At 46.8% G+C, this 16,703-nt stretch carries 14 protein-coding genes; 4 read left to right on the forward strand and 10 right to left on the reverse strand.

Annotated elements, in window-relative coordinates:
- Positions 1-213 precede the first annotated feature (213 nt).
- Entirely contained in the window at positions 214-1,623 is a 1,410-nt protein-coding gene (locus DET62_RS14115; RefSeq protein ID WP_110014397.1) for a YdgA family protein, read from the reverse strand.
- Between the two features lie 201 nt (positions 1,624-1,824).
- On the opposite strand from DET62_RS14115, the gene DET62_RS14120 reads away from it, so the two are divergent.
- Positions 1,825-3,999, forward strand: coding sequence for an OsmC domain/YcaO domain-containing protein (locus DET62_RS14120; RefSeq protein ID WP_110014398.1), 2,175 nt, complete (start codon positions 1,825-1,827; stop codon positions 3,997-3,999).
- A gap of 26 nt (positions 4,000-4,025) precedes the next feature.
- On the opposite strand, the gene corA is transcribed toward DET62_RS14120, so the two are convergent.
- The 9 genes from corA to DET62_RS14165 form a co-directional block, all read right to left on the reverse strand.
- Positions 4,026-4,979 (reverse strand): magnesium/cobalt transporter CorA, encoded by a 954-nt coding sequence (corA, locus tag DET62_RS14125; RefSeq protein ID WP_110014399.1) that lies wholly within the window; start codon positions 4,977-4,979, stop codon positions 4,026-4,028.
- 109 nt (positions 4,980-5,088) lie between these two features.
- Entirely contained in the window at positions 5,089-6,039 is a 951-nt protein-coding gene (locus tag DET62_RS14130; protein ID WP_110014400.1) for a vWA domain-containing protein, read from the reverse strand.
- Positions 6,039-7,097, reverse strand: a complete 1,059-nt coding sequence (locus tag DET62_RS14135; RefSeq protein ID WP_110014401.1) for a VWA domain-containing protein — start codon at positions 7,095-7,097, stop codon at positions 6,039-6,041. The genes DET62_RS14130 and DET62_RS14135 overlap by 1 nt, the downstream gene beginning before the upstream one ends.
- 13 nt (positions 7,098-7,110) lie before the next feature.
- Positions 7,111-7,881: a MotA/TolQ/ExbB proton channel family protein gene (locus DET62_RS14140; RefSeq protein ID WP_011235411.1), complete on the reverse strand. Its 771-nt coding sequence runs from the start codon at positions 7,879-7,881 to the stop codon at positions 7,111-7,113.
- Between the two features lie 137 nt (positions 7,882-8,018).
- Positions 8,019-10,001: a PEGA domain-containing protein gene (locus tag DET62_RS14145; protein WP_166635844.1), complete on the reverse strand. Its 1,983-nt coding sequence runs from the start codon at positions 9,999-10,001 to the stop codon at positions 8,019-8,021.
- 40 nt (positions 10,002-10,041) lie between these two features.
- Entirely contained in the window at positions 10,042-11,475 is a 1,434-nt protein-coding gene (locus tag DET62_RS14150; protein ID WP_110014402.1) for a tetratricopeptide repeat-containing protein, read from the reverse strand.
- A 21-nt stretch (positions 11,476-11,496) separates the two neighbouring features.
- Positions 11,497-12,780 carry a hypothetical protein gene (locus DET62_RS14155; protein WP_110014403.1) on the reverse strand — a complete coding sequence of 428 codons (1,284 nt, stop codon included), beginning with the start codon at positions 12,778-12,780 and terminating at the stop codon, positions 11,497-11,499.
- A gap of 20 nt (positions 12,781-12,800) precedes the next feature.
- Complete coding sequence (locus DET62_RS14160) at positions 12,801-13,340, reverse strand: hypothetical protein (RefSeq protein ID WP_227016321.1); 540 nt, start codon at positions 13,338-13,340, stop codon at positions 12,801-12,803.
- 127 nt (positions 13,341-13,467) lie between these two features.
- Positions 13,468-13,905, reverse strand: coding sequence for a LysR substrate-binding domain-containing protein (locus tag DET62_RS14165; protein WP_227016326.1), 438 nt, complete (start codon positions 13,903-13,905; stop codon positions 13,468-13,470).
- 21 nt (positions 13,906-13,926) lie between these two features.
- Here DET62_RS14165 and DET62_RS14170 point away from each other — a divergent pair, with 21 nt between their 5' ends.
- The 3 genes from DET62_RS14170 to DET62_RS14180 all read left to right on the forward strand — a co-directional run bounded on the left by DET62_RS14170 (position 13,927) and on the right by DET62_RS14180 (position 16,657).
- Complete coding sequence (locus DET62_RS14170) at positions 13,927-14,544, forward strand: DMT family transporter (RefSeq protein ID WP_235598947.1); 618 nt, start codon at positions 13,927-13,929, stop codon at positions 14,542-14,544.
- A gap of 252 nt (positions 14,545-14,796) precedes the next feature.
- Positions 14,797-15,738: an NYN domain-containing protein gene (locus DET62_RS14175; RefSeq protein ID WP_034822182.1), complete on the forward strand. Its 942-nt coding sequence runs from the start codon at positions 14,797-14,799 to the stop codon at positions 15,736-15,738.
- A gap of 328 nt (positions 15,739-16,066) precedes the next feature.
- Positions 16,067-16,657 carry an Arm DNA-binding domain-containing protein gene (locus DET62_RS14180; RefSeq protein ID WP_166635845.1) on the forward strand — a complete coding sequence of 197 codons (591 nt, stop codon included), beginning with the start codon at positions 16,067-16,069 and terminating at the stop codon, positions 16,655-16,657.
- Positions 16,658-16,703: the final 46 nt, after the last annotated feature.

Below are 16,703 nucleotides of genomic sequence, written 5' to 3' on the forward strand. Positions count from 1 at the left end.
CTTTAAAGCGGCATCCATGTCGAAATTGGTTTTGGTCATATGTCATCTCTTTTTTGCTTAGTTTAACGAAATGACACAGAATTCTGAACACTACCAAAGAACATCTCGATTCTCGTTGGCAAAGTCGTAATACCGTAACCTGAAACAAAAAAGCCTCAGCCGATGTATTCGGCTGAGGCTTTTCATTACCATCTTTTTATCACCAAACAATAATTACATCATTTTCGCGATTGGAATTTTCTGACCGTTCAGTACACCTTCACCGTTTTCCATCTGGAATTCGCTGCGGTACTCGTCGTCTTCTTCCTTCAGCAAACCTTGTTGTATGTACATATCAATCATCATTGGTGCTTGTTGTTCAGCCATTTTCTGCAGTTCAGCTTCATCGGCACCAGGCATTTGCATACGCATTGTTGACAACATCTGCTGTTCAGCAACCCATTTCAACAACGGCTTATCAATAGCAATGGATGAGTCAACAATCAGGCTGGAAAGCCAGAATTGCGTGTCTTCCATATTGTCCGGCATTTGGTTTACACCCGCCAATTTAGCGCTTAGATCACCTTTAAATTCGCCCGGCTCCATTTTCCCGCTAAATTCACTAATAACGAACTCAGGCTCTGCCTGCAATAACTTAGGTAAGTTTTCCTTTACCAGCTTTTGCGTCGCAACTTCTATTTCGTCGGGGTTCTGGTCATAAATCTTTTGCATCATTTGGTTATAAGCAAGCAAGAACTCAGAATCGATGTTATTAAAAGCCATCTTTAACTTCAGATCGTCAAGATCAAAGTCTTCGGCTTTCAGCGACTCTACAGAATAGTTCATATCAATATTCATGCTTTCTTTGTCGTCGCTGAAATAACTAACGAATTCAATTCCAAGATCTTTCAATTCAAACAGGTCTACATCATCCGGCTGGCCTACAATGACTTTATCAAGCTTCATAGACATTTCGCCTTCATAAAGCTCGCCCTTCACAATTTCCAGCATGTTGCCTTTAGCTTCAGTGCTTATTTCAAACTCACCAATGCTGATAGCCTGGCCCTCAATAAGACCTTCTGCGCCTTCCAGTTTTCCTTCGTAACTAAACTCATCCGAAGAAATGGAACCTTCACCTTCATAGCCAGTAAAGGTCAGTGACGTTTGCTCATCATTCGGTTTAGAACTGAACGCGACAATTTCATCGTCATAACTAACACCACCAAAAAAACCTGCTGAACCCGTCAGGTGATAAAAAGGCGTGTTCTCTTCCCATTCAATATACTCACGTAACCCATCGTCCTTGGCATGAGCTTCAAACGAAGCCATACCCAGACCAGGAGAAAATTGAGTCAGAACCGGACCGTGCTGAACATCAATAACCACTTCAAAAGACAAGTCATCAGGTGCTGACCCTTCCGGGTAAATAGAACCGAAATCTACGCCCAGCGATATTGTTGCAGTTGAACCGAACCAGCCGCTATCAAATGAGACCATACGAGCGTTATAAGCGGGTAATTGATTTATCACTTCAACGTGTTGCTTTAACGCACCCTCAACTTGAGGGCCAACGAATTTAGGGCCAATTAGAGCGCCTGCAACTATGACGATACCGACGCCACCAAGGAGTCCTTTCTTATTCATAATATACCTTTCATTTATAGGGCTGGATTGTAATTATAATGTTGTAAATGATACAGAAACTTTTTAATAACGGCAAAGTTTTTGAGTGTAAAGGAAGGTTAATGAAACCCACGCGGATAATGATCAATAAGTAAAAAAATGGGATAATGCCGCCTATTGCTCGCTGACAGCAGTCAACTTATCAACCGCGGTGCCCCTTAAATGGAAATCAATGTAAACTTTCTCGACAACATGCGCCTTGAGGCGAAGTTCGACGACTTCACGGTTATTTCGGATCAGCCTATTCGATACAAAGGCGATGGTTCCGCTCCCGGTCCATTTGACTACTTTCTGGCATCGTCTGTTATGTGCGCGGCGCACTTCATTCGCCTGTATTGCGACGCCCGCGATATTCCAACCGAGAATATCCGTATTTCGCAAAACAACGTTGTTGATCCGGAAGACCGCTACAAGCAACTGTTCAAAATTCAGGTTGAGTTACCGGCCGATATTTCCGAAAAGGACCGCAAAGGCATTATTCGGGCGGCAGAGCGCTGCGCCGTTAAACGCGTTATCGAGAACGACCTGGAGTTTAACGTTGAAGCCGTTGAAAGCATTACCCAGGACGCTCAGGCGTTACTGACCATACGCCCGGACAGCGACAGCAGAACCTTTATTGAAGGCAAAGACTTACCGCTGGAACAAACAATTGCCAACATGACCGCCATACTGGCGGACTTAGGCATGAAGATAGAAATATCCTCCTGGCGCAATATTGTCCCGCATGTCTGGTCGCTGCATATTCGCGATGCCGCCTCTCCTATGTGCTTTACCAACGGCAAAGGCGCAACTAAGGAAAGCGCGTTGTGCTCTGCACTGGGCGAGTTTATTGAGCGCTTAAGCTGTAACTTCTTTTATAACGACCAATACTTTGGCGAAGAAATAGCAAACGCCGAATTCGTACACTACCCCAACGAAAAATGGTTTAAATCCGGCGCGAACGACGAGCTACCCGCGGAGATCCTCGATGAGTACTGCCGTGAGCTTTATGACCCGGAAGGTGAACTGCGTGGTTCACACTTAATTGATACTAACTCAGGCCGTGCTGACCGCGGTATTGTGTCCTTGCCATTTGTGCGCCATTCCGACGGCGAGACGGTCTATTTCCCGTCGAACTTAATTGAAAACCTGTATTTAAGTAACGGCATGAGTGCGGGTAATACATTGCCCGAAGCTCAGGTTCAGTGCTTGTCGGAAATTTTTGAACGCGCCGTTAAAAAGCACATTATTGAAGACGAAATTGCCCTACCCGATGTGCCCCAAGCGGTGCTTAACAAGTACCCGAATATTCTGGAAGGAATAAAAGCCTTAGAAGAACAAGGCTACCCGGTGTTAGTTAAAGACGCATCATCGGGCGGTCAGTTCCCGGTGGCCTGCGTTACCTTAATGAACCCACGCACCGGCGGTGTTTTTGCTTCTTTTGGTGCGCACCCAAGCTTTGAAGTGGCGCTGGAGCGCAGCCTGACCGAGTTATTGCAAGGCCGCAGCTTTGAAGGTTTAAACGACCTGCCGGCACCAACTTTCAACTCCATGGCCGTAACCGAGCCAAATAACTTTGTTGAGCACTTTATTGATTCGTCGGGTGTGGTGTCCTGGCGTTTCTTTAGCGCTAAGTCCGACATTGAATTCGTTGAGTGGGACTTCAGCGGCTCTAACCAGGAAGAAGCCGATACACTGTTTGCTATTTTGCAGGACATGGGTAAAGAAGCTTACGTAGCCGTGCGCGAAGAGTTAGGCGCACCAGTATGTCGTATCTTGGTGCCGGGCTATTCGGAAGTGTATCCGGTAGAAGATTTAATTTGGGACAACACCAATATAGCCCTGCAATACCGTGAAGATATACTCAATCTGCACCGCTTAACCGACAACCAGCTAGAAGACTTAGTTGAGCGCCTGGAGGACAGTCAGCTTGATAACTACATGGATATTATCACCCTGATTGGCATTGAGTTTGACGAAAACACGGTTTGGGGTCAGCTCACCATTCTTGAATTGAAGCTGCTTATTTATCTTGCACTGCAACGCCATGACGATGCTTTCGAGTATGTAGAAATGTTCCTGCAGTTCAACGACAACACGGTTGAGCGCACGTTGTTTTATCGTGCCATTGAAGCTGTGCTGGAAATTACTCTGGACGAAGAACTGGACTTAGAAGACTACCGCTACAACTTAGGCCGCATGTATGGCGAAGAGACCATAGACTCCGTGATAGGCTCTGTTAATGGCACTACGCGTTTCTTTGGCCTGACACCAACCAATATGCAGCTTGAAGGTTTGGACAGACACCAACGCCTGATTGAGAGTTATAAGAAGCTGCATAACGCCAGACACGCCTGATTTCACTCAAGAAAAAGGCTGGTGAGTTACAACCAGCCTTTGCGTTTGAAATACCAATATGGGGCAATGCCCGACGCAATCATTAATCCAAGCGCCCAAGGATAACCTAGCGTCCATTCCAGCTCTGGCATATATTTAAAGTTCATTCCGTAAATACTCGCCACTAATGTGGGTGGTAAGAACACCACTGCGGCAATCGAAAATATCTTAATAATTTGGTTTTGCTGGATATTGATAAAACCCTGGGTAGAGTCCATCAAGAAATTAATTTTATCGAATAAGAATGCGGTGTGACTCATCAGAGTCTCAACGTCGCGCATGATCTCCCGCAGGTTATCTGCCTGGGTTTGATTATTGCGTAAATACCTCAGCAAAAACGACAAGTTTCGTTGCGTATCCATTAAGCATAAACGGATTTTCCCATTACTGTCCTCTAACCGCGCTAATCGGTCGATAGCCTCATTCAGCTCCGCGTCTTCCTGTTCCAGCACAACACGACTGACGTCTTCAAGCTGTCGGTGAATGTCCTCAATGGTATCCGCATGGTTTTCCACTTTCTGTTCAAGTAGCGTAACCAGTAAATCTGGCGCACTTTCAACCTCTACTTGTCCACGTCGTGCACGCATACGTAATAAACGAAAATCCGCTAAATCGTTTTCCCTAATGGTTACTAGCCGATCAGACTGTAAAATGAAAGCCACAGATACGGTTCGGTAACGCCCTTCTTGTTGCACTAAAAATAGCGAGTGAACGTGAATTCCGGCCTGGTCAACAAAACACCGTGCTGACGCTTCAATTTCTTCCACGTCGGTGGACTCTGGGAGAGCCGTTTCCAAAAGTTGATTCAACCAACTGCGTTCAGAGTCATCAGGTTCTTGTATATCAAGCCAGTCAACGTTTCCCAAATAAGATTCAATTTGTTGCCCGTCAACTTCCGCTTCTTTGATACGTCCATTTTGAATGTTATATAAACGAATCATAACGCCGCCTTAATCCCCATTAAATAGATGGCCGTTATAATATCACACCTATCATAGCTTGTTAGATCTTTAAAACTTAGCCTCTGAACTGAGCACTCTCCAATAACACTCAGAAGTTCAGCCCAACAAAGGCCCCGCGGTTACGTTTCGCTACGGCCTGCATAAAGGCCGCAAAAGTTTCCGCGTTGCCTTGTGCGCGGCTAAAGCCTACTCCATGAATTCGCATTACCGGTTTGCCATCAGCTCCCTGGTTCAGGCTGGTGATCTGCCGCACTATCGCATCTAAGTCACTCGGCCGGTAGTCATCACCAAAAACATACAAGCTGGTTGTGCCCTTGGTTCTTTTATAGAGGTTAATGGCTTTTAGAATACCCAGTTCAGGCGCACTTTTACCGCCTATAAAGTTTGGCATTTGTTGTATCGCCATTTGTCTGAACCGTTTGCTGTCAGGTAACCAGTCACCCGCTTTACTGCTGAACATAAAGTCACCGTCGGCGGCCATAATTTGGAAGCCCTTCATTTTCGGGTGACTTTCTATAATGTCGTTAACGACGCTAATGACGCGGCCCCAGCCCCGGCCTCCCGACATAGAGCCGGAATTATCAATGACAAACACCACGTACTCAGCATCGGTAGGAATACCGCCTACGTCATCATCCGGTGTGTCAGTGCTGTTCGGCGTGTTCAGCATTGCCGTGGCTTGCCGTATTTCAGCCCTTAACGACGAGGCTTTGTCCTGCAACTGTTGCAGGGTTTTCTGTGCCCGCGGAATAGAGCTTTCTAAATTCTTCTCCTGTTCAGTGACTGATGCGGTCTTTTGCTCGGCGGCAGACAGCTCATCCTGTTTGTCTGATAAAGCCCCCTGAAGCTCCTCGACCGACTGCTGCGCCTGCAATACTTCTGCAACTAAGGTACTGAGGTTAGCTGGCCCACGCTCGGTATCTTCAGTACCGTTTTTCGCTAACAACACCAGCATAATCACCGCACCAAAAGCACAGGAAATAATATCCAGAAAGGCAAGGTTAAAAACCTCTACTGGCGCACGCTGAATTTTTTTCATTATGGCCACTCCGGAGCTGGCGATAAGAATGTGCCGCCGCTTACCCGCGACCAGTTCCAGTAAAGCGGAGAAGCGTAGGGGTCACCTTCTATAGGCAGCAGTATAATATTGTAACGAACACCTTTAGGAGCGCGCTTGATGGTCTCAACCATCAATGCCTGACGGCAGTCTGAGGAAATAGATTTTTTCGTCGAAATAAAATTACGACAGGAAAGCGGCAGGCCGTCTCCCAATGTTGGCAGGCCATCCGTTACAATGTAGACATCGGTAATATTCGGATTCGTCTCAAATAACGTGCTAATGCCCAGCTGAAGGTTGGTTCCGCCCTCTGGCACAACCGCGCCTAAGTCTTTCACAATAGAATTCATAGAGCCGCTGACTGAGGCAGTGCTGACGTTCCGTTGCCCTAAACGGTTTGCCGTATTGGAAAAGGTCACCACACTCACTTTTGAGGTTTGCGGAAGCCGTGCCAGCAACCACTGAGCAACCCGGCGCGTCCTTATCCATTTAGCAGTAGACACTTTGTCGCCGTCGCTCAAAGCCAATTTGCTCAACACGTCGATTAAGTTATCACCCATCATAGAGGCGCTCTTATCCACCAGAATGCCTATTTGCTCGCCTTCCACTTTCATGCCGGTAATAAAGTTCTGCTCCCCCGTACCCGAAAGCTCAACGTTGGCTGACTTCTCAACTTCTTTGGACAAGGCCGCTAACTGGTTTTCCAGGTCGGCGACAACAGCTAACTGAGTCGACAAGTCCTGTAAAGCTTTGGTTTGATCCTGGGTGGTGTCGTTTTTCGCTTCTTCGGAGTCTTCCTGCTTAGCTGACTCCAGCGCAATTTTGTCATTAATTTCGTCAATGGATTTTTTCAGACGCTGCTGCTCGTCCATTGACGCAGCCAGCTCCTGCTCAAGCTTTTCTTTTTCTTCTGAAGGGTCGGGCGTAAAAGCTTTAAAATCTATCAGGATAAAAATAAGGATAACGGCGCCCAGCCCGCATGCCATGACATCCAGAAAAGATAAGTTAAAGCCGTCGCCAGCCTGGCGTGGTCGTCGCATCTGAGTCGCTCAATTAACTGTGTAAATGAGACAGCAAGTGCTTCTCGCAGGACTCTTGCGTGCGGATAACCATCTTGTCCTGACGGCTGTTCAGCAAGTGCATAAACAACATCAGAATCAAAGAAATGAACAGCGCAACCAACGTTGAGTTAAAAGCCACCCCCAGCGATGCAGTCATACCCGCAATGTCACCATCCAGTGCTTTGTCAGCCTGCGCCAGCGCCGAGCCAATACCGCGAACCGTACCCACGAAACCAATAGACGGAATAGCCCAGATAATGTAGCGGATCATGTTGTTGCCGCTTTCTAACTGAATGGCAATATTGTCTACCGACGACTCAATAGTGTCAGCCGCATGCTGAACGTTTTTGGTGTTCTTAAAACGACGAATACAGTTAATCCAGGTGCTGTATGCGGGGGTTTCTTTATAAGCCGAGCTTTCTAAATCATTTAATGCCGCATCAACGTCCAGCGCTTCAGATTTGTCGTAGCTTTCCAGTAAGTCGCGCGAGTAAATTTCTTCTTCGTCAATTAACCGCCACAGCTTATACAGCATAAGGAATAAGCAGAACAACATGAGCGAAATACACACCTGCTGTTCAACATCTTTGAAGATAACCGAAAATGCAGTTAAGGCTTCGGTGCCTTTCTCTGCCATTGCCACTTCGGCGGCCGGGCGAATAAGTCCTGCATACAGCAAATGTATAAGAGTAAAAATGGCCAGTAGCACACCACCACTGACAAAAAAGTTAGGGCTCATTGAAAGCGTATTATTTTTAGACATTATGCATTCCGGGCGTTAAATGTTGGTGGGGAAGTCTTGTGGTGCATCCAAAGACACAAAATAAGCCGTCGCGCTGCCGGCCAAAGCCAGCAGTATGACGCCCAAAATCACGCGTTTTTTCATGATGTTTCTCCTCATCATTCATGATACCGGGCTATTCTAAAGCCGATATCCTCTGCCGAAGCACTTTCGCCGTCGCGAACGCTGGCACGAATATTCTTCATGCGTCCGGTTTTATAAGACGCACCTTTGACCACATTCCCATTGCCGCGAGCCGCGCCCAGGTAATCGGTGTAAACCCGGTCAAGATCGGGCGGGTTCAAAGTATAACTGTCGTGCACCCATTCTTTCACGTTACCGTCTAAATCAAAAAAGCCGCCGCGCTCTGCTTTAAAGCTGCCTACCGGTGCTTTACCGGCAAAACCGTCATTGTAACCACGTAAAATGAAAGTTTGCTGACCTTTTGCAGACTCATCGGCAAAGTTGCCCTGCTTGTCACGCAGGTGATCCTGGCTGCCCCACACGTAAATAGTGGAGTCGGCTCTGCGATTAATTTTGGCAATGTATTCCCACTCGGCTTCAGTCGGCAAGCGGTAACCACGCGAGCTAGCATCGGTTCCCACCACTTTACCGTTACTGACTTTATAAAAAGGCTGCAGGCCTTCCTGTTCGCTCAGCCAGTTGGTAAATAACGCAGCTTCATCCCAGGACACATTCGTAACCGGCATTTTGGTTTTACTACCCGAGCCTTTAAACGCGGCAAACTGCGCTTCGGTAATTTCGTGGCGCGATATCCATACGTCCCGTGAGAAATCCACTTTCACCTGATGCTCATTACGTCCGCGGTTTGGCTCATTAACCGGCGATCCCATAGTGAATTTTTTCGGCGACAGACGGTTCATTTCAATGCCTAAAGTACTGACAAACAACGGTCTGCCTTCTTTTCTTCTGGCATCAAACTCACGCAGCATCTCGGCTTTTACGTTCACCAGCCGATCGCTGCTTGGCTGAAACTCCTGCTTAACCGTACGGTAACCGGTTTTACGAAACTCAACGTCAGAAGGCAAAGCTTGCAAAGTGGTCCGAAGCGGCGTTACGCCCTGCTTTTGTCCGTTAATGTAAACGTCGCTGGGTTCGTTGGAGGTAAAAGCTACGTCGCCCATTTCCAGGTCTAAGTTAAAGGTCAGCTGCTGATTTTCGGCCGGCCCCAGCTTAATTGTCCGGCTTTGCTTAATGTAGCCGGCCTTTTCGTAACGAATAACATGTTCTTTATTGGCATCGACGCTAATTGGACTTTTTGCCGGCGCGCCGTTAACCAGTAACGCGCCGCCCTTCGGGTTCACTGAGACATTAACAGTTGCCTGCACTGGCTGAAGACGGTAATTACGCTTCGGTTCTTTATTGCGCACGGTTAAAGACACGGTGTCCGTTACCGGTTCATACCCCGGATAATTCACCACCACAGGGTAGTCGCCACCCACTTTAGCAACAGTTACCGGCGTTGAACCCACCTCTTTGCCATCAAGAGTAACCGACGCGCCAGCCGGGCTGGAGTTAATAGAAATAGTGCCACTAATAGGGGTTAGCCGAATTTGCTCTTCAACCTTACCGTCTATTAACGCCTCAATAGCCACTGATGCAGGCTCGTAAGCCGGATGAGAGACCGACACCGTATAAGTTCCGGGAGCAAATTCACCCTCAAAGGTAGAAGCGGTTTCTCGCTGCTCACCGTTAACTGACCAGACAATATTATCTGCGCCCGGCTCTGTTGTTATCGTCACTTTTGCAGGTTTAGGCTCCAGCTCAACTTCAATGGTTGAAGGGCTGTTGTCGTTTACCTGCACTTCTTTGGTTTGGTACTTGTCGGCCGAAACCGCCACGAGGCCACCAGAGCCTACCGCGTAATATTTATTGTCGATGAAAAAGCCAATACCCGATTTAACCGCAAACCGCTGAGTTTGCGCAGCTTCTGTTGGCTTTACGGTAAAACTGTAGCCTTTGGTTAAAAACAACCAGCCAAAGTAAATAAACAGCAATGCAAGAATACTGACCGAGAAGCCAATAGCCATTAACCGCCGTTTACGTCGTCCTTTCTCAATGGCTTCGTCAAGTGTGGCCACGAAGTCTCTCCTGTTTTTTATTATCTTGCGCTAAATTATGCTAAACGCGTTCGTTACACTGAACGTTAATAACAATTGGCGTGCCCGACTTCTCCACCACAACATCGACAATGATTGAGCGGTAGCCGTCGCGGCGGCCTTCTAATTGGTATTTACCCGGCTTTAACTGGATGGTTTTCTCTCTTACCTCACCCACAACACCAACGCCCAGTACTTTTATATAAGTGCGGTTGTCGGAGCGAATGGTCACATCTATGGGCTGATTTTCGTTTTCAATAAGCTGCTCAACCTGGTTTATTTTTTCACCCAGCTTTGCGCTCAATTGCGTGAGCCCACTGTATTTGGACACCGCATTCACGGCATTTTGGCGAATGTTGCTGTCAGCAAGGCGACCTGGTCTTTCAATATACACATCCAGCGCACTGCTGGCGGCTAATATCGCGCCCGCGCTTTGCTTAGCCTGCTGCACAATCTGGCTATCCGGATAATCAGCCAGTCCCTTTTCTGCCAACATCTGTACCGTCTGCCATTCGTCAGCACCGGCAAACACCTGAATGCGCTTTTCTAACGACTTCACACCCTGACTTTTTAACTCGGCGTCAATTTGCGCCTGCAGGGTTGCCAATTCCGGCCGGTTATTGTCTATAGCCGAAGCTTTGGCTAATGCCTCCTGGGCGCGATCAAAATCCTTGTTATCAATGGCATTAACCGCTGTTGCCAAGGCACGGGCAAAACGTTGTTGTTGAATTTGCTGTTCCACTTTCGCTAAGGCTGCCTTTGCATCCTGCTGTTGCGGATCAAGCTTAAGAATTTGTTGATAAGCAGCACGCTGCTTCTCTATGTTACCTTCAACACCACCCACTCTGGCCTGTTCATACAGGTCGGCTACTTCATGGTAGGTATCTATGCGTTTCTGCAACGCCAGCGCGTCACTATAGTCGCCTTTTACCTTTAAAGCCTGAGCATTCAGCTGAGCGGCGTCATCAATATCGTCGGCTGCAAAGGCTGTTGCTGCGTTTTGATAAGCCTGTTTATAAGCCTGCTCAAACGCGTTTTGGTACTCTGTAATATCCGTGTTGAGTTGCTCAATAGTGGTTTGCGCCTGGCTGTAATTACTGGCGCCATAGTCATTAAAAGCCTGATCTATGCAGGCCTGAAAACCCTCAACTTTGGCGGGCTGCCACGTCGATATATACTGGGTAGCAACAAGCTCAGAAACGCGCTGATTGGTCTCATTTAAGGCCGTTTGCAGCGCTTTTCTGTCTATTGCCTGGTTAGCGGAACTTATCTTCGGCTCGCTTTTCTCTTGTTTTTCCGCGACTACCGGCGCGTTACCCGAAACCGGAAAATAAGCGAGCAAAGTAACAATAACGCCAATCAGCAAACAGGCAAAAACAGAGGCAATTACGCCGGTTACTATCATTTTTTTCTTTTTAGCACGGTTTTCTGCTATTTGCTGATCAACAGACGACATCGTTACCTTTCCCTGAGTGAATTAAAGCTGAGTTAACGGCGTTGATTCGAGATCATAAATCTCTTTCAGCTTTTCGCGTAATTGCGCGTATTGCTCACCAGCGGTACCGGTTAATTCAATGTTCTGGTCATTAAGTTCTACCACCTGCGGCGTTACTTTTATGTCCAGGTTTTGTCCCATTTCATCAAGCAATGCGCGTTGAGTGCCTAATTCACGGTTGGTTTTTATTGCTTCGCTTAAGCTGTAAACCGCGCCTAAGCCTGCCGCAGCACTGGCAACCTGACCCGCTGTAGAGCCTGAATTTTGACCCAGCAAAATAGCGGCCGTAGCTAAAATACCAGCACCAACCTGCGCGCGGGTTCTCTCTGCTTTCTTCTGTCGAATATCAATAGCAACCGGTAAAGTTTCTTCCTGATAAGCGCGGTACGCGTCATGAGTGGTTGCATAAAACGTGTCGTAGCTGTCCTGCAACGAGTCAACAAACTGCTGGTCTTTCGCTTTAATCACATTAACCCGCTGATACATAGGGTCCGATTCAGCCGGCGCGCCGTTCAGCGTAATAGTTGAACGGCTCGAAAAGATACTACTGGACTCACCCAGATAACCACCAAAGGCTTCAGGACTGTACATTGCGGCATAGCGCATATCTGAAACCGCCTGAATGGTTTTCTTCTCTTCTTCAGATTTTTTAATTAGCAAGTCATAAACATAACCCGCAATGCTTTTAAAAATTGGCCCGTAAGGGTTCTCGCCTTTTCTTAACGCGTCACGGTAAAAGCCTGCGCCTACTTGATACTCAAACTCTTCCTCGCCCCAAATTTGGTTACTGGCGTCCATAACACGAACACCAATTTCAACGGTTTCGGTATCTGAGTAATTAATTTTTCCCAGGACGTAAACATCGGCGCTGACATTCGCATCGGGAGTAACATTCACAGCACCAAAGGCTTCCGTGTCAGAAAGTGCTTCGCGGGTATTTACCGCAAAACGGTTCGCTTCTAAACGGCGTACCTGTGGCCAAATGTCTTCTTCAACTATGGCTTCATCATCAATATTGCCGGAACTGTCTTTCGGCAAACCCGGGTCAAACACCGGAATAGCCACATTAAGGTAAATATCAGAGTTGTAACTGTAGCTACGCTCTTCTTTGCCCAAGGCTTTAGAGTCTGACGGACCATTCATGCTTGGACCAACGCTGGTAACATTAGTTTGGGTTGACTGGCAGCCGGCTAATGTAAACATTGCTGAAAGCGTCATAACGACTGAAAATCGCTTTAGTTTTTTTAGTTGAGCTAGTGTATTCATGGTTCTTCTTCCGTTAATTATTAACATCCATACTCGGCCATTAAGCCTTTAAAATGCTCTTTCTCAGCTTCTGTTGTTGCCGAAGCCATGCCTTCTTTCACAGCGTCGCACACAGCCGAACTGCCACTACCCGTGTTGCCACGCTGATGATCTTTGGTGTCCACCGAACTTTCCGATGCCGTAGATGTAGATTGTTGTTGCTGTTCACTGGAGTTTGCGCCGCTATTACCCGAGCTGCCATCAGAGCCCGAAGCACCACCTGCAGCACCAGAACCGCTGCCACTGGCAGCATCAGCAAGGCTACCGGAAGCCGACGCAGTGGCCTCTTCCATACACTCTGCCGAGTCATCTAAAGAGGCAAAAAGCGCAGCTTCTTCAAGCGCAATGCGTTCTTGCAGAGTGAGCGTGCTGGGGTCGACGTCGTCGAACTCTATGTAAGCGCAATCGGAATAGCTTTTTTCCTGTGCTTCAGCCACACCACTACCCAAGCACAACACCGCCAGAAAACACACGGGCACGTAGGCAAAGAAGTTAATGAGTGATGAACTGATTTTATCCACGGTAGGAACCTATAAAATGACTTGAGGGCAGTACTCAGATAACGTTAAGTTAAGGTTATTATATTCCCGAATGTAAATAAACTGTAAATGTAAATTTTTTGTGGGGAAGCCGTTCGTTTGCTGCTATTTACAGCACACCATCATTACCCTGGAAGCGCTGTAACATAAAGTCAATCAACAGCCTTACCCGGTAAGGTATATTGTCTCTGTCGCGGTAGAGCATTTCACACCCGCGAGCCTGGTTGCTCCAGTCCGGTAAAATGTGTTGAATTTTGCCCGACTCGAGCAGAGGTTGTGCGTGGTAGTCGGGAATAAAGCCAACGCCTATGCCACCGGCTATCACTTCAGTAAGCAAACTCATGTCATCCACTTTTAAGCGTATGTTGTCGGTAGCCGTATAAGCCTGCTTTTCACCCGAGTGAATATGTTGCAGACTCCAGGTCAGCATAGGCGAACACAGCACCGTGGGTAACCCGGCTAAGTCGGCGGGAGCCCTTATGTGGGATACGTCCAAATTTGCCGGAGCGCAAATAGCAAAACGAATATTGGTTAACTGTCGGCCAATCCAGTGAGTTGCGCTTTGATTATGGCGCTAAGCCCGTTAACCACATCGCTAATTGGTTCTTTATTACAGCGTAAGCTGCTGACCCGCGGCGCCGTATTCAGCCTGGTGGTGTGCTTGTCGGGCGTGTTGCTTGTGCTGACCAACGGCGAACTGAAACGCTTACTCAGTTTTGAATTCAACCACGGCGACCAGATCATCTTTTTAGGTATGCTGTGCTGGAGCCTGTACACCTATTTAACGCAAGGCATTAGCCGCTGGATGCCCATGATCCCCTATACCTTTATTGGCATGTTAGCCGGCCTTGGCGTTATTTCTGTAGTAGCGGCGTTTAGCGCGGAAGCCCACCCTGTTCAGGAAAGCCTGGCAATAAGCCAAATTGTCTTAGCCGACTTACTCTTTATTGGTGTTTTTGGCACCGTGGGTGGCTACCTTTTATGGATTTCCGGCGTCAAACAGCTTGGTGCAGCAAATGCCTCTTTGTTTTTTAACTTCGTGCCCATTTTCGCTGCACTTACGGCCGTAACTTTTGGCCAGAACGTTACCGGTTTGCAGCTGCTTGGTATGGCGGTTGTCATTTCAGGACTGCTACTGCCCCGACTAACTCATTGGCGACAGCAGCGTTTTGCGCGGATGGGGTGAGATGTGTTTTAGCGTGACAGTAGTGCTTCTAATTAAGTGACCACATTTAGTTGACCACTACAATTCACAGATTTTTTTAAATTCGAAGATCGCTAGAAAGATTTTACGTAAAACACCTTGCAGATTGTCAACTAATAGTATAACTTTATACAACAACTTACCCATCTTCCACGCGTGGCGACATACAGACCCCTGGAGTTGGGCGAAAGAACCGACCTTTGCGTCGGTTTTTTCATTTCAGGGATGGAAAGTTTGAGAACAAGAATTTATATCGATGGCTACAATTTGTATTTTGGCTGTTTAAAGGGGACTCCCTATAAATGGCTTAACCCAGTCTCGTTATCTGAAAAACTTCTCACTCGCTCAGGCGCTCCGAATTCGAAGTTAGACCCGCTTGCAGTTAAATTTTTCACAGCTGAAATTAGTCAACGAGCAGCTGCTGACTCCAATTCTCTTAATGATCAACGTGCTTATCACTTAGCTCTCAAGCTCCACTTGGGTGACCGTCTGGAAACCTTCAAAGGTAGCTACTCAATTGATAAAACAAAATTCCCTAAAGTAGAGTACGGTAACGACGGTAGGGAGTTAGAGCCACGCGCTTCTGAACGCATTAAAATCTGGAAAATGGAAGAAAAACAAAGTGATGTTCACCTTGCGCTTGAAGCTGTTTACGACGCGATGATGGAACCAGAGCTAGAACAAGTCGTTTTTGTAACGAACGACACAGACTTTGTACCTGCTCTAAAGAAAATTCGAGAATACAACAAACTAAACCGTCATCGTCAAATACAAATAGGTGTTGTTATTCCTATAAAACGGTACGAAGACTACCGTAAACCCAATAATAGCTTAAGCACCCTATCCGATTGGACTATTCATTTTATAGATGAATGTGAGCTTGCTCAGTCTCAGATGCCTTGCCGCGTTCGAGGCGCAAGAAAATCGGCAATAAGGCCTTTTAGCTGGTTCAAGCACCCCGAAGAAATTGAAAAAATTATATCAATTTTAAGTGATAAAACCCTAGAAGCAAGTCCTGCTAAAGCTTGGAAGTGGCTTGAAAAACCACTTTATCCATCGGAAGATCTTGAGAATATTAACGGCTTACCCTGCGACCAGCTAGACAATAAAGATTCGCTAAAAATCATTCTACAGCACGTTCAAGCCTATGCGGCCTATAAACGCTCACGACTCTAATTGACAGTGTTAGTTAAATCGACATTAATCTTGTAGTTAAACCATCGACTCACCAACTAATTTTCATTAGTAATAACTAATACTGAAAGCCTTTAAAAATGGTGGCCCCTCCCAGATTTGAACTGGGGACCAACCGATTATGAGCGGCTATTTAAAGGTATTTAACCATGAACAAGCATGAACCAAAAAGAACGGAGAAAACATATTAAAACCTTTAAATACAATAGCTTGTAAAAACAAAGGTTAATCACCATTGTTCATTCCCGTTCGTTGAAGCATAATCAAAAAGCGACACATAAGCGACATGCTATCGACACGGGTATTTGCAATGGCAATTAAAGCGAAGATAACCACGTCTTCTATCAAGAAGCTCAAACCGTCTGACAAACGACTTACTGATACAGAAATTCGCGGCTTTCATGCTCGAATTCATGCCTCTGGTAACATCCATTATTACCTGTACTACAAAACCCACGGTCGAGAAGGCAACTTTAAAATAGGTAGTCACGGTCAACTCACGCCTAGCGAAGCTCGCGAAATAGCCAAAGTGAAATCAGGAGAACTAGCCCGAGGCATAGACATTCAAAAGAGTCGCTTAGACGAAAGGCAGGAAACCGAACGCCAACGAGCTAATCAATTAGGTAAATACTTAGTAGAGCACTATAAGCCTTGGTTAGAAGCTAGAAATGCGAAAACGGCTGATCGAATTATTCAAACCATTCAGTCAGGCTTTGCCGATTTCCTTAAAACCCCACTTTCTGAGATAACAGCCCGTAAAGTTGAACAGTGGCGAAACCAAAAAGTGAAAGCCCAAATGGGTAAGGCTACCATCAATCACTACGTAAACTCTCTCAAGGGGGCTATGAGCCGCCCACTATGTCAGCCTAGTTGTCCAGTTGGCAATTTCGCCATTAATTAATAAACAGTGGGCGGCATAGGTTCATGTATGCCACGTTATTCCGAAG

The organism is Idiomarina sp. H2 (genome assembly GCF_004364275.1).
Classification (GTDB): Bacteria; Pseudomonadota; Gammaproteobacteria; order Enterobacterales; family Alteromonadaceae; genus Idiomarina; species Idiomarina loihiensis.